Raw genomic sequence first — 12,579 nt, 5'->3', positions numbered from 1 at the left:
TCAGCCTCGCTGGGATGCGGCAATGGGGGTTTTCCTGGCCGGGCGCGCACCGAGCGCCGGTCGCGGGTCGAGCGCGCCGCCGGGGTTGGTGAACGACAGAAGCAGCCTGTCGGCCTGGATCGCCGGGCGGCTGAGGCGCGCCGGCGCCGCCGCGCGCGGCCCGGCCATGGCGGCGCGGCGGGCAACGGCCAGGTTCACCTTCAGGTCAGGCATGCCGGCGGCGTCGAAGAGGCCGTTGGCGGTGGCGAGCGCGCGGGCGAGCGCATCGGCCTCGAACAGTTCCTGGCGCAACAGCTCGACCAGGCGGCGCACCGCGCGCCAGCGCTCGGTCAGCACCTCCGCCTTGGCTTTCGCTTGCCCGCCCAGCGCCTCGACGGCGGCGCGCGCCTCTGCCGCGGCGGCCGCGGCACGGCATTTGTCCGCTGCCGCGATGATCTTCTCCAGCAGCGCGACGACGTCGTTGCAGTCGTCCAGCGCGATGCGCGCGGCGGAGAGATCGCCGTCGCCGAAAACGGCGCGGTCCTCGGCCTGTTCGCAGCCGCGCCGGCGGGCGATCGCATCGTTGAGGTCGGCATCGAGCAAGGCGATGACGGCAGCATATTCGGCAGCCGTCCGCGCCCTGCCGAGCTGTTCGGCATGGGGGGATGTGGTCACGGGATGGGTTCCTTGTGGTGGGCTGGAGGCGGTGGAGCGCCGATCTCCCCCCTTGTGGAGGAGATTGGCAGGACAGAGGGAGGCGCGAAGGATCGCGGCGTTGATTCAGCCTGGGTTCTTCGCCCCACCAAGTGGGGCGAGGTGGCTCGGCGAAGCCGAGACGGAGAGGGGATGGCGCCGACCTGTGCCGGACTCTCCGGCAGAAGCGCCTGCGCCTTACGAAGGCCCCCTCTCCGACCGCTTCGCGCCACCTCTCCCCCGCCTCGCGGGGGCGAGGAACGCCAGCTCGCCCTAAGGCTCGGCGTCGAACACCGGCGTGAACGCCCGTATCGTGCAGGGCGTCGGGTTGACGTGGCGGATCCGCACCCGGCCCTGCCCTTCCCAGCTGTCGTCGATGGGCACCTCGACATTGCCGGTGAACAGGCTCGCCTTGCCGTCGGGCGCGACGAGGGAGGGCATGCGCACGCTTTCCCAGCGGCCGCGGATCAGCGACTGCACCTGAAGCCCTGTCGTGTCGGTCTCGAGCAGGGACAGGATGACACCCGCCACCTTCTTGCGTCGCCCGAGGATCGAGCCGTCCCGGCCGGCGCCGTCGAGCTCCAGCGTGTCGGCCTGCGACTGGAACGCAAGCCCGGCCTGCCATCTGGCCGCGACGGCGCCGCCGGGCAGCGTCACCTGGCCGGAGGCGACCGGCAGCCCGCGATAGACCTTGCCGCCGGCCAGCACGTCGACCTTTTCGCCGTTGAGATGGGCAAGCCCGGACACGGTGTTGACGGCGGCGCCCGAATAGGTCAGGCCGCAATCGACCTGGAAGGCGTCCTCCAGCGCCCCATATTCGAACGGCGCCGTCATGATCTCGATATAGCGCCTGGTCACGCCGCCGATGGTGCGCCTGACGATCAGCCAGATGTCGTCGACGCCATCCTGGCCGGGCGTCACCACAGCGCTTTCGACAGCCGCCCAGCCGGAACCGGCGACGGTACCGCCGAAGCGGTGGCGGTGCATGCCGCGCACCTCCTGCGAGGGCTGGTGGGTGTAGCCGCCGAGCTCGCCATTATCGAGCGGAAACCAGAGCATCGGGTCGGGGTCGGTCTGGAACGCCAGCTCGACCACGCCACGCTTGGCGATATGTTCGGAGATCTGGCCGATATCGTCGGAGGTGAAGCGGCCGGTCGAAGCCTGCGTCAGCTCGGCGATCGAGCGGCGCGAGCGCGTGACATAGAGGAACGACTGGCCGGCATCGACGGGGCGGATGCGGGCACAGCCCGACGTGCGCGAGCGCCGGTTCTTGAACGAGGAGGGCGTCAATGCCTCGTCGATGCCGGAGCCGGAGAGTGCGCGGATGCCGCCGAGCGTCCCGATCAGCAGCGCGCCGTCCGATTCCGCGATCCACGTGATGTCGTTCGCCTGGCCGCCGCCGGCCTGGAGGAATTCCAGCGCGTCGTCATCCTTCTCGCCCAATGCGAAATTGTTGAAATCCCCCGTCGCCGAGGCGTAGACCGAAAACTTGCGGCTGAAGGCCAGGCGCTCCTCGTAGAGCGATCCGCTTTCGACATATTTCCCCGGCACGAGCGTGCCCAGGCGCCAGCGGGATATCGGGCTGAGGTCCGGCAGGGCAAATCCATGCAGTTGGACTTTCACCGCCGTGGCGCTGGTGCGGCTGGTGATCTTGGCCCAGCGCCAGCGGCCATCGGACGCTAGCAGGCGAATGGCCCGGCCGACGTCAGAAGCCTGGAAGCCGGCGCCGCCATTGATGCCGGCGGTCGATGACGCCGTGAGGTCGAACGGGGTCTGGCTGGCCGCCGCCCGGTTGAGGTTCAGTTCGGAAAACGCGCTGTCCGAAGCGCCGTTGATCGCCTTCCACGTAAAGCGGTGATACTCGAACGCCAGCTTGTTCAGGAATTCATAGTAGCGGGTTTCGCCGCCCGACCAGCCGGTCTCGCCGGTGCGGCTGTCGAGCGTCACCCATGTCGCGCCGTCATTCGATCCTTCAAGCACCCAGATTGTCGGCGTGCGGTCGACCGTTCCGCCGGTGCGTGCGGTCAGATAGTAGTTTTCGACGATGGCCTGCGCGCCACCGGCAAGCTGGTAGGTGACCGAGCCGTTGGTGGCACCGGCGATGCCGCTGTCCGTCTCTGTCGCCTTGTCGAAAAGCTGGAAGGCGTCCCCTGCCCCGCCCATGCCTGAGACCGTGCCGGAAGGCGCGGTGTTCGACGTCATCTTCGGCGTCAGCGCCCCATAGTCCGCGGGCGTCAGCGTGGTCGGCGTATCGTTGATGTCGTCATAGGGCCCGTCGTCGATCGCGTAGTCGTCGAGCGCCCATGCCGTATGGGCGGTGCGCGTCAGCACCTTGAGCGGATAATCCCTGTGGGAAATCCACATCTGGTCCGCGGACTGCACATAGTCGAGATCGAACAGGTCGGCTTCAAGATAGGGCGAGGCCACCTCGACCGTGCCGACACGCGCGCCATAGGCGTAGACGCGGATGTAAAGATTGCCGAACTCCAGCATGTAGGCCTGGTCGGCCGAGAAGATGAACGGGATCGCCCGCGTCGCCTTGGCGGACGTCTTGACTTCGCCGACGAAACAGGTGCCGCCGCGCTTGCGGATGCCGCCATGCGGCAGGGTGACGAAGTTTTCGCATTTCGACAGCGCCGCGCGGTAGAGATCAAGCGAGGCGCGCGCATGCAGGCGTGGCGAGATCTCGCCACGGGTGAAGACGTCCTGGACCGGATAGAGCGTCGCCATCAGCGCATGGCCCCCGCATAAAACCGGCTGTCGCCGCGCTGCCGCGCCCAACTCGATGTCGAAAGCCGTCCGCCGCGCTGGATGGCCTGCGCGGTGAAGGCGGCGTCCAGCGCGCGGTCGTAGGCCGAACGGGCAATGTCGATCATGCCGGCCTTGTGCGTCAGCGGATGCGCGATCTTGACGGCGAGTGCCGCCACCAGCACTTCGGTGAACGGCGCGTCCCAGTCGTTGGGGTCGGTGAGGTTCGCGACATAGCGGATGGTGAGCGGTCCCGCCCGGTCGCTGTAGACCAGCCCCGCCTCCTGCCGCCACGAGATCGCGATGCCGTCCGGCTCGCCATTGTGGGTCAGCGGCAGCGGGCGAAGGCAATCGACGGGGAGTTCATAGACCCAGTTCAGCGTGCAATCGCCGGAACCGGTATCGCTGCCGGCCAGGGATGCCGAAAGGATGGCGAACACCCAGGCGTATTTCGTCAACTCGGCCTCGCGGGTCAGGTCGAAATGCATGTTGAGCAAGCGCGCGGCCTTGATGTCCTCGTCAAGGCTGTCGATCGGCGCCTCGTCAAGGACGGCCAGCGCCATATTGGCGATGTCGGTCGGGGTTATGGCCATGGGTAAGGCCTCCGTGGGTTGTGATTGGGGGAAGTGCGTCTTTCTCCCCGTTCACGGGGAGAAATGCCCGGCAGGGCAATGAGGGGCAGCGCCGGCATCGACGGTTGGCGTCAATGTTCAAGCGCCGGCGCTCGCAGGAAGGAGGTGGGCCTGGCCCACCTCCCGGGAGACGAAACCCTATGCCTCGGTCGTCTTCAGAGCGATGAACGTCATGGTCTTGACGCTCGACGCGGTGCGGTCCCAGTTCGCCGCCAGCGCCAGCTCCGCGTCGGTGGCGAATTCGCCGGCGGTGGAGGCGTCGAGGAAGCGGGTGCCGGGAACGTGCGGCACGAAATGCCGGCGGCCGACCATTTCCGTCACCCCGCCGCCATGGCCCTGGCGGGGCTTGCGGTCGAACTCCAGCGGCCCGCCTTCGGTGTTGACGGGCAGCTCGTTCCACAAGATCGCCTTGTCCTTGAACATGAACGCGGTGTAGACGCCCGCCGCCTGCGGGATGTCGTCGTCGACCACGCAGCGCAGCCCCATGTAATAGGGGATGAGCGGCCCGCCCTGCTGCGAGGACGGCACATAGTCGATGAGGTCGGCGAGCTTCAGCGCTTTCATCTGCTTGGAATGAATCCAGAGGGTGCGGAACTTGTCGGCACGGTCGCCCATCAGGTAGGCCGCCTCGATGATGTCGGTGTCGACGATGGAGGCGCCGGTGGCGCGCACCAGGTCGCCGCCGTCATTGGCCAGATTGTCGGCGACGACACCCTTGAGCATGCCGATGAGGGTCAGCTTGTTGGCGCGCTGCCAGTACTCGGTCTGCCGCTTGACGATCAGCTTCTGCGGATCGTCGCCCGCCAGGATGGAGGTCAGGTCGGGAACGCCCCACGCCTGGGCGCGGACATTGCGGGCGGCGACCTCGCGGCGCGAGCCGATCTTCTTCATCTCGATGGAATCGGCCGGGTCGTCATTGACCGGCTCGGACGGATCGTTGCCGAGGTCCTTCCAGCCGGGCATGTCGACGGAACGGCCGCCCATCGACAGTTTCGAGGAGATGGCCGGATCGGAAAACAGGATGCCGGCCTGGTAGATTTCGAGCGACTGGACGTGCTCCTCGAAAGCGTATTGGGCATAAACGGACGGAACGATCGCGTCCGCGATACGGGTATAGGCGTCTGCCATTTTGTCTTTCCTTTGAGAGATTGATCGGCGGCTGATGCGTCGGGATCAGAGCGGGTTGTTCGGCATCCAGAGATCCGGGTTTTCGCCCGCTTCCCTGGCCAGCCGCCGGGCGCGTTGAGGGTCGCTTTTGACAAGGGCTGAAATGGCCGAAACGTTGCGCTCGCCGGCGGCGTTGCGCCGGAAGGGGTTTTGCCCCCGCGGCGCCGCGTCGGCGTCGATCGTGTCTTCGCGGAACATCGCCTCGCCGATCGCCTGGAAGGCCCTGGCGATCTGCGGATCGGTCAGGGCGCCGTCGGGCAGAAGGATGCCCTTCTGCTTGTAGGCATCGACCAGGCCGAGCTTCTTCATCGCCCGGTTGGCCACCTCCAGCTTCTGGCGAAAGCCATCGCTGTCGGCCGGGCCCCAATCCTTGACGAGGTCGTCATGGGTGGCTTCGACCGAGCGGGCGAGCGCTGCCTGCTGGGCCGCCGCCTGCTCGGCCATGTAGCCGACGAACCTGTCATGATAGGCCTGGGCGATCTTCGGCGTGGCGCCGGCTTCGACCGCCCAGGCCTTGGACGCCTGGGCGAGTTCGTCCGAATAGGCGAAGGTTTCCGGCAGGCCGTCGGGCCGCCGGTATTCGACCTTTTCGGGCGATGTCAGCGGACGCATCGCCTCGGGCAGCCGGGCATGGAATTTGTCCCAGTCTTCCTTCGGCGCGTCCCTGGCTGGAACGCGCAGGCTTTCGCCCTGCCGCCGCTCCAGCTCCGCATAGGATGTGAAAACCCGATCGAGGCTTTCAGGCTTGGTCCAGCCCTTGGCTTCAGCAAGCTTGCGGTTGCCTTCGGAAAGACCGTCAAACCAACTTTTGCCGGCAAGCACGGCGGACCCGTTATCCGCGCCTGCCGGTGGCCGTTCCGGGTTGCCCGCCGGCTGCGACGAGGCAACCACGGACCCGGCATCTGCCAGATCTGTCATGTGATGTTCCTTTTGAGGGTTAGGTTGAAAGTGAGCTTGGTGGCGCCGCCAATCGTCCTTGTGTGAGGGTGAGGAGCGGTCTACGCGGCAGGAAGGGCGGCCAGACACGGCCGGGACCGCTCAGGCTGAATCATTTTGACAGGCATCGGCGCTAGCGCCTTGTTCGAAAGAGGTGTTTCGCCTCCCGGTTCATCAACGCCCGAGAAACCATGTCTTATATCGTGACAGCCTGTGCCGCCGTTCCGCCGCAATGCGGCCGCACGGGACGATCGATAGGGATTTCAAATCTTTAAGGGAGACGTCACATGAACCTTCACAAAACAACTGCCGCCGTTTTGATGATCGCCGCGCTGGCGGGCTGCGCGCAGACGGAAGGCCAGCAGCGGGCCGGAACCGGTGCGCTGATCGGCGGCGCCGGCGGCGCCCTCGTCGGCCAGGCCATCGGCGGCAACACCAAGAGCACGGTCATCGGCGCGGCCAGCGGCGCCTTGCTCGGCGCCGTCGTCGGCTCGGCCACCACCCCGCAGCGCCGCGGCGACCAGCTCTGCCGCTACCAGGACCGCTACGGCCGCATCTACACCGCGCCTTGCGACGACCGGTACTACAACGGCAATTATTGAATCACCGGCGGCCAGACCGCCGATCTCCCCCCTTGTGGGGGAGATGTCCGGCAGGACAGAGGGGGGCGCCGTAGAGCGCCGACCTCGGTCGCTGCCGAACTTTGAACATGGCCATATGTTTGTCGTCTAGGGCCCGGCTTGAGCGACCGCTCGTGATTTGATCGCCGTGCGATGAACACGGCAAGGCCGGCGGGACAGCGCCCCCCTCTGCCCTGCCGGGCATCCCCCCGCAAGGGGGGAGATCGGCGCTTCAGCGCCTCACCTCTCCTCCTCCCGTGCCGCCTTTTCCAGCGCCACGAGCTGCGCCTCGTCCAGCGTCAGGAACCCCATAATGTGCTGCACCACTTCGGCGCGCGCGTTGCTGAGCGCGCTGTGCAGCTCGAAGCCATTGGGGGTTCTGGTCCGCGCCATCCACTCGCCGTATGACGGGCGCCTGAAATAGCCGACCGTCGCCGCGAGATCGGCCAGCACCATTTCGCCGTCCTCGCCGGAAAACACGCGCATATACGCCTTGGCCAGCGCCTCGCGCGCTTTGGCGGGGCCGCCGCTTTGCGACGCGTGGGCGAAGCGTTTGCGGCTCATGCGCGCTGTCCGGCCGGCATCGCGCCCTGGGCGCCGGCATCAGGTGCCGGCCCATCGGCGGTGCCGCCCTGCAGCATGCCTTGCAGGCCTTCGAGCAGGCCGCTGTCGCGCGCCTGCACGGCCGCCGGCACGGCATCCTTGGCCACCTTGCCGGCGGTGGCGATCGCCGCCATGCCGGCCTGCGCCTGGCTGGCCTTGGCCCTCGCGTCGCGCAGGCCCGCCACCTCATCCTTGCGGCGGAAGATGCGCTGCGGGCTGCGGCCGGCGCTCTGCACGATCTTGAGCGCCTCGTCGCTGTCGATATTGTCCATCACATCAGGGTCGAACTGCGCCATCTGCATGGCCGTGGTCACCAGCTGGATGGTGTCGCGCGCTTCCGCCGAGCGGCGCAAGACATCCAGCGGACCGGTGAAGGTCGGCCGCACCGCCTTGCCCGCCAGGCTCGCCGGCGGCAGGAATCGGCTGTCCTCGTCATAGAGGCCCTTGTCCTCCAATATGCCGAGCTCGCGGTCGAGATTGGTGGCAAAGCCCGCCTGGATGATCGAGCCCGACGGCCCCAGCAGCGCGCCCTTCTCCTCCTGGCGGATCAGCGCCTCGGTGGCGGTCATCTGCGGGTTCTGCACCAGGGTCTGGAACAGGTTGACGAACATCATGTCGCGGATCTCCTCCGCCCGGCTCGCCGCATAGTCGAAGGCGTAGCTCGGGTTCTGCCCGGTGGTGATCGGCGCGATCAGCGGCCTTCCATTGTCGTCGATGAGGCCAGGATAATTCTCGCCCGGATCGAGCACCGGCACATAGTCGAGCCTGGCCTTCGACGCCGTCGGCGGATCGGTGATCTGTTGCAGCGCGCGCAGGCCCGAGCGGCGGACCGCGTTTTCCTCGCGCACGGTCGTCAAGGCTTCGATGGTCGGCGAGATGCCATAGGCGTCGCCCTCGTAGCGGCGCCAGTTGAAGGCCGACACCGGGAAGGTGCGAAAACCGCTCTCGCGCACGATCTCCTCCTCGTCCTCGATGACATGGTAGGAGGCGAAGGCGGCGTCGAGATAGCGGTAGCTTCCGCCCGATCGGTACATGCGGCGCTCGTCACGCGGCTGGATGCACTGGATGAGCGCGATCTTCTCCTCGCATTTGGCGGGGTCGTCGACCAGCGTCCTGATGCGCGCCGGCAGTTTTTCATAGCCGAGCAGCTGCGCCGCCTGGCGCGCGGTGCGTTCGTAGCGGCGGTGGAAGATGTCGACCTGGCCCCAGCGGTTGCGCGAGAGATAGCCTTCCACCACCGGGATCGAGGCGTAGCGGATCAGCGTCGAACCGAACCCTTCCTCGGCATAGAGATAGGCCGGACCGTAGCGCACGACATTGCGCAGGCAGGCTTGCGTCGCCGGCACGAAATTGGAATTGGCGGAGTAGCGCAGCGAAAACAGGAAGTCGCGCAGGTTTTCCGCCCATTCCTTTTCCTCGTCGGTCTCCTCGTCGTCCATCTCGGCGGTGGTCAGCCCGTGCCATTTCTCCGACTGCGGGATGATCAGGCTTTCCAGCCCGGCGGCCAGCCGGTTGGCGGCCGAGTTGATGGTGTTGGCATAGACGCGGGCGCCGCGCCGCTCCTGCCGCTCGGCCTGGCTGTCGCCGCGGCGGGCACCGCGCCCGGAGCGGATATCGGGCGCATCGGGATCGCAGAACTCCGCCACCGCCTCCCATACGGGCTCGTAGGCGGCGCGCTCGCTCTCGAGTTCGGACTGGCGGGAAAGAATATCGCGGGCGCGGGAATCGGTCATGGCGGTGCTCGCTGGCTGAGGAAGAATTATGAAGGGAGATCGGGGCGCTGAAACTGCCAATCTCCCCACTTGAGGGGGAGATGGCCGGCAGGCCAGAGGGGGGCGCCGTAGAGCGCCAACTTTTGCCTTAAGCTGCTTTCCAGGAATGAAATTGGTGGCTGCGCGATCGTTCGAAGGCCTGCGGGACAGCGACCCCCTCTGTCGCCTCCGGCGACATCTCCCCCTCAAGGGGGGAGATCGGCAGCTTCAGCCGACGATGTCATTCTTTTGCGCGGTTCTTGGTCTAGGAACGTCTCGCGGCGGGGTTTTGCAGGAGGTCGATGTGACGACGACAAGCCTTGCCGCCCTGAAGAACCAGAGCAAACGTACCGTTAAACGGCTCATCGGCTACGATTCCCGCAATTGGCTGCGCATCCGCCAGATCGAGGCCTTCACCACCTTCCTGACGGCCGCCAACCGCAAATCGCGCGACGTGATCGAGATCTCGCCCGGCTGGAATCGCTACTGGAAGGCGATGTGCCCCAACTATCGCTCGGTCGACTTCCCCGATTTCGACATCTGCAAGGATCGCACCGACGAGCAATATTCCATCGTCATCGCCGATCAGGTGCTGGAGCATGTACAGCGGCCGCAGGCGGCGGCGCGGAACATCCACGCCATGACCCGCGAGGGCGGCTGGGCGATGGTGGCGACGCCCTTCCTGTTTCGCGTCCACGCCAGGCCGCACGACTACAACAGGTGGACGCCGGCCGGCCTGAAGCAGTTGATGGTCGATGGCGGCTTCGCCGAGGACAACGTCCAGGCGTTCGGCTGGGGCAACAAGGCCTGCGCCCGCGCCCACATAGGCGGCCCGGTCCGCGCCTACGGCCTGTGGCGGGACCTCAGCAACGACGAGGAATACCCGATGATGGTCTGGGCATTCGCGAAGAAGGGGTGAGCGGTGGAAGCTGCCAATCTCCCCCCTCGTGGGGGAGATTGGCAGCGTTCACCCGCCACGCCGCTTCACCAACCTTGCATGCCGCCTCCAGTACCACCAGTCCAGCACGCGCCGGCGAAAACTGCGCTTCATCGCGGTCATGGTCACATCCCCAAAAGCACGCGGCGCTGGCCGGCGAGGCTGCCGGGCGCCAGATCGGTCTTGATGGTGCTGGCCGTGCCCTGGCGTTGTTCGAGCTCAGCCCGAAGTGCTGCTTCGCGCGCCTGCACGTCCTTATCCCCGGCCGTCGGCACTGCCGGCAGCGGCTTCAGTTCCGGTGGTTTTTGAAACAGACACATGGTTCCAGCCTTCTCTTGTCCAGTCGTAGAGGAAAAAATCTTCGCCGTTCCGGCCATATCCGGGCAGCAGGCAGCGCTGCGTGGCGCCCAGCCGCGCAAGCCAGCGCAGCGCCAGTTCATTGCCGGCCAGCGCCCGCGCCTCGACCCGCCAGGCGCCGCGGGCGGAAACTTGCGGCCCGAGCGCCGCGTGGAAAAATCCGGTGATCCCAGGCACGCAGCGCCTCATGCGGCGCGTGCCCCAGCTCCAGGCGATCCAAAGCCCGCTCCGCTGCTCGGCCGCACCGAACCCCGCCTCCGGATTGCCGTCGAGCTCTGCCACATAGGCAAACCCTTGCAGCGCCATCAGCGCCAGCAGCGCCGGCGACCAGTGGTCGAGCTGGCAGTCGATCTCGGCGCGATCCTCGGGGCGCAAATTGGCGGCGATATAGGAGAGATCGCGCAGGGTCGCGGGGATGATGCGGAGGGTCATGCGGATGCCAGAGCCCGGGGGATAAGGTTCATCTGTGTGAGTGCCGCGTGAAAAATTCACGCCCTTGACCGGTCTCCTCTCCGGTGACCTACTTCGACCATCGAATGCGGGAGCAAAACATCGGTCATCCAATTGAAGGGAGACGGGCGAATGGACATTCGATCGGCGCTGACGCAGATATCTGAGGCCTTCAACGCGCACGATCTCGATCGCATCATGGCGTTCTTTTCCGACGACTGCATCCTGGAGATGCCGAGGGGAGGCAATCCTTGGGGCTCTCGTTTCGAGGGCAAGGAAAACGTACGGCAAGCACTGGCGACACGCTTTGAAGGCTTGCCCGATGTCCACTACGGCAACGCCGAGCATTTTGTGGATTCGACCGCCAATACCGGCATCTCGAAATGGATCCTCACAGGTACCACCCGCGAGGGGGAGAAAAAGGAGGTCAGGGGTTGCGACTTCTACACGTTTCGCGACGGCAAGGTGATCCGCAAGGATTCATATTGGAAAATCGTGGAGTAGGCCCCGCAGGGACATCGCAGTGCGGGCCATCGGGCCAGCGCCGGAGCGCCCGTTCACTTCAGCGAGAATTGCGCCGCCGCGACGCTCCGAAGTCACGGTATGGGATCGTTGCTCGAGGATGACGAAGTGAGGGCACTTCGCCCTACCGAAACGCCCCCAGCGGATCGCTCTGCCCCTTCGCCCGTCTCGCAGTCCTGAACTCCGCCGGATCGACCACCGCTTCCCTGAGCATCATCACGCCATAACGCGTCGCCGCCATCAAATCGTCGCGAAGTTTGACCACCTGGCCGTCCTTGCGATGATAGAGCCGGAACTCCTCGAACCAGGGGACAAGCGTCGAAAATACCTTGAAGCGGCCGGATTGCATGCGGTCGAGCATCTCCATCAGCCCGGCCTCGACCGAGACAGAACCGTCCGCAAATTGCGCGTGGCGCGACAGCATGTTCAGCCCGTGCGCGGCATATTGCTTGGCGAGCGCGGTGCCCGCCCCTTCCAGCGTTTCGCGGCGGCCGTCGCGCGGCCACGCCCAGGGCAGCCATTCGCCCCAGGGTTTCAGGGTCAGCGCCTGCATGGCGGGCGTCTGCTGCGAGGCCCGCACTGCCTTGGCGACATAGACGACGTCGGCCTCTGTATCCCAGGCGAGCTCGACCGCGGCGGAAGGGTGGTCCCAGCCGAAATCGAGCGCCCCGATGCGCGGCCAGTAGCGCGGCAGCCGGAACGGCGCGCAGGCAATCAGCTCCTCCGCCACCGGGAAGATGCGGCCGGAGCCCAGCACCGGAATGCCCCGGGCGCGCGCCTCGCGCTCATGCGCGGGATAGGCGGCAACGATCGCCGCGCGCTCGTCGGCCGAATAATGCTCGGCGTCGTCGATGGTCATGAAGGTGACGTGACGGGACATGGGGGGATCCTGAATCACTTTCGAGATAATCGATGTAGCGTCTTGTGAAGGCTAGGTTTTTCGGACCAACGTCGCGCCGCCCCTCACCTGCCTGCCGGCATCCTCTCCCCGTATAGTGATGGGGAGAGAGGTGCTGTTGTCGACGGTTTCGCCAATCGCGAACGTTCAAGAATCGGCGCCGAGATTGCGGCCAGCTCCCTTCTCCCCGTCATTACGGGGAGAAGGTGGCGGCAGCCGGATGAGGGGCAGCGCCGACGAAGGCGAGCAAGCGCCAAGTGCGATGCTGCTCGTCCCCAATCAGTTT

General features: G+C 66.3%; 13 protein-coding genes. 3 read left to right on the top strand and 10 right to left on the bottom strand.

Translation table 11 applies throughout. The features are described 5' to 3' along the window. The 5 genes from FJ953_RS02420 to FJ953_RS02400 form a co-directional block, all read right to left on the bottom strand. Complete coding sequence (locus tag FJ953_RS02420; protein WP_140623034.1) at positions 1-654, bottom strand: hypothetical protein; 654 nt, start codon at positions 652-654, stop codon at positions 1-3. 291 nt (positions 655-945) lie between these two features. Further along, positions 946-3,402, bottom strand: coding sequence for a hypothetical protein (locus tag FJ953_RS02415; RefSeq protein ID WP_140623032.1), 2,457 nt, complete (start codon positions 3,400-3,402; stop codon positions 946-948). Further along, positions 3,402-4,013 (bottom strand): hypothetical protein, encoded by a 612-nt coding sequence (locus tag FJ953_RS02410; RefSeq protein ID WP_140561078.1) that lies wholly within the window; start codon positions 4,011-4,013, stop codon positions 3,402-3,404. The genes FJ953_RS02415 and FJ953_RS02410 overlap by 1 nt, the downstream gene beginning before the upstream one ends. A gap of 177 nt (positions 4,014-4,190) precedes the next feature. Next, positions 4,191-5,180 carry a Coat protein gene (locus tag FJ953_RS02405; protein WP_140515933.1) on the bottom strand — a complete coding sequence of 330 codons (990 nt, stop codon included), beginning with the start codon at positions 5,178-5,180 and terminating at the stop codon, positions 4,191-4,193. Positions 5,181-5,225: 45 nt separating this feature from the next. After that, on the bottom strand, positions 5,226-6,137 hold the full coding sequence (locus FJ953_RS02400) for a hypothetical protein (RefSeq protein ID WP_140623030.1): 912 nt from the start codon (positions 6,135-6,137) through the stop codon (positions 5,226-5,228). Between the two features lie 305 nt (positions 6,138-6,442). On the opposite strand from FJ953_RS02400, the gene FJ953_RS02395 reads away from it, so the two are divergent. Beyond that, a complete protein-coding gene (locus FJ953_RS02395) occupies positions 6,443-6,757 on the top strand; it encodes a YMGG-like glycine zipper-containing protein (RefSeq protein WP_140521524.1) in 315 nt (104 codons plus the stop codon). Between the two features lie 258 nt (positions 6,758-7,015). Here FJ953_RS02395 and FJ953_RS02390 read toward each other — a convergent pair whose 3' ends face one another. Further along, positions 7,016-7,339: a hypothetical protein gene (locus FJ953_RS02390; RefSeq protein WP_140623028.1), complete on the bottom strand. Its 324-nt coding sequence runs from the start codon at positions 7,337-7,339 to the stop codon at positions 7,016-7,018. Beyond that, positions 7,336-9,111: a portal protein gene (locus FJ953_RS02385; RefSeq protein ID WP_140623027.1), complete on the bottom strand. Its 1,776-nt coding sequence runs from the start codon at positions 9,109-9,111 to the stop codon at positions 7,336-7,338. Before FJ953_RS02385 ends, FJ953_RS02390 begins: the two co-directional genes overlap by 4 nt. 322 nt (positions 9,112-9,433) lie before the next feature. Here FJ953_RS02385 and FJ953_RS02380 point away from each other — a divergent pair, with 322 nt between their 5' ends. After that, a complete protein-coding gene (locus tag FJ953_RS02380; RefSeq protein WP_224519113.1) occupies positions 9,434-10,048 on the top strand; it encodes a methyltransferase domain-containing protein in 615 nt (204 codons plus the stop codon). Between the two features lie 143 nt (positions 10,049-10,191). On the opposite strand, the gene FJ953_RS31075 is transcribed toward FJ953_RS02380, so the two are convergent. Further along, positions 10,192-10,317 (bottom strand): hypothetical protein, encoded by a 126-nt coding sequence (locus tag FJ953_RS31075; protein ID WP_263483546.1) that lies wholly within the window; start codon positions 10,315-10,317, stop codon positions 10,192-10,194. Between the two features lie 4 nt (positions 10,318-10,321). Next, positions 10,322-10,855 carry a hypothetical protein gene (locus FJ953_RS02375; protein WP_140623025.1) on the bottom strand — a complete coding sequence of 178 codons (534 nt, stop codon included), beginning with the start codon at positions 10,853-10,855 and terminating at the stop codon, positions 10,322-10,324. Positions 10,856-11,005: 150 nt separating this feature from the next. Here FJ953_RS02375 and FJ953_RS02370 point away from each other — a divergent pair, with 150 nt between their 5' ends. Next, positions 11,006-11,377: a nuclear transport factor 2 family protein gene (locus tag FJ953_RS02370; protein ID WP_140521521.1), complete on the top strand. Its 372-nt coding sequence runs from the start codon at positions 11,006-11,008 to the stop codon at positions 11,375-11,377. 142 nt (positions 11,378-11,519) lie between these two features. On the opposite strand, the gene FJ953_RS02365 is transcribed toward FJ953_RS02370, so the two are convergent. After that, a complete protein-coding gene (locus FJ953_RS02365) occupies positions 11,520-12,275 on the bottom strand; it encodes a terminase family protein (RefSeq protein WP_140623023.1) in 756 nt (251 codons plus the stop codon). Positions 12,276-12,579 lie beyond the last annotated feature (304 nt).

This window comes from Mesorhizobium sp. B2-3-6 (assembly GCF_006442305.1).
Taxonomy (GTDB): Bacteria; Pseudomonadota; Alphaproteobacteria; order Rhizobiales; family Rhizobiaceae; genus Mesorhizobium.
This window is presented reverse-complemented; position numbering and strand designations above follow the sequence as displayed.

Coding starts and splice junctions, on each gene's coding strand:
- FJ953_RS02385 (WP_140623027.1), bottom strand. CDS start 9,111: ATGACCGATTCCCGCGCCCGCGATATTCTTTCCCGCCAGTCCGAACTC.
- FJ953_RS02415 (WP_140623032.1), bottom strand. CDS start 3,402: ATGGCGACGCTCTATCCGGTCCAGGACGTCTTCACCCGTGGCGAGATC.
- FJ953_RS02370 (WP_140521521.1), top strand. CDS start 11,006: ATGGACATTCGATCGGCGCTGACGCAGATATCTGAGGCCTTCAACGCG.
- FJ953_RS02405 (WP_140515933.1), bottom strand. CDS start 5,180: ATGGCAGACGCCTATACCCGTATCGCGGACGCGATCGTTCCGTCCGTT.
- FJ953_RS02400 (WP_140623030.1), bottom strand. CDS start 6,137: ATGACAGATCTGGCAGATGCCGGGTCCGTGGTTGCCTCGTCGCAGCCG.
- FJ953_RS02365 (WP_140623023.1), bottom strand. CDS start 12,275: ATGTCCCGTCACGTCACCTTCATGACCATCGACGACGCCGAGCATTAT.
- FJ953_RS02390 (WP_140623028.1), bottom strand. CDS start 7,339: ATGAGCCGCAAACGCTTCGCCCACGCGTCGCAAAGCGGCGGCCCCGCC.
- FJ953_RS02375 (WP_140623025.1), bottom strand. CDS start 10,855: ATGACCCTCCGCATCATCCCCGCGACCCTGCGCGATCTCTCCTATATC.
- FJ953_RS02395 (WP_140521524.1), top strand. CDS start 6,443: ATGAACCTTCACAAAACAACTGCCGCCGTTTTGATGATCGCCGCGCTG.
- FJ953_RS02410 (WP_140561078.1), bottom strand. CDS start 4,013: ATGGCCATAACCCCGACCGACATCGCCAATATGGCGCTGGCCGTCCTT.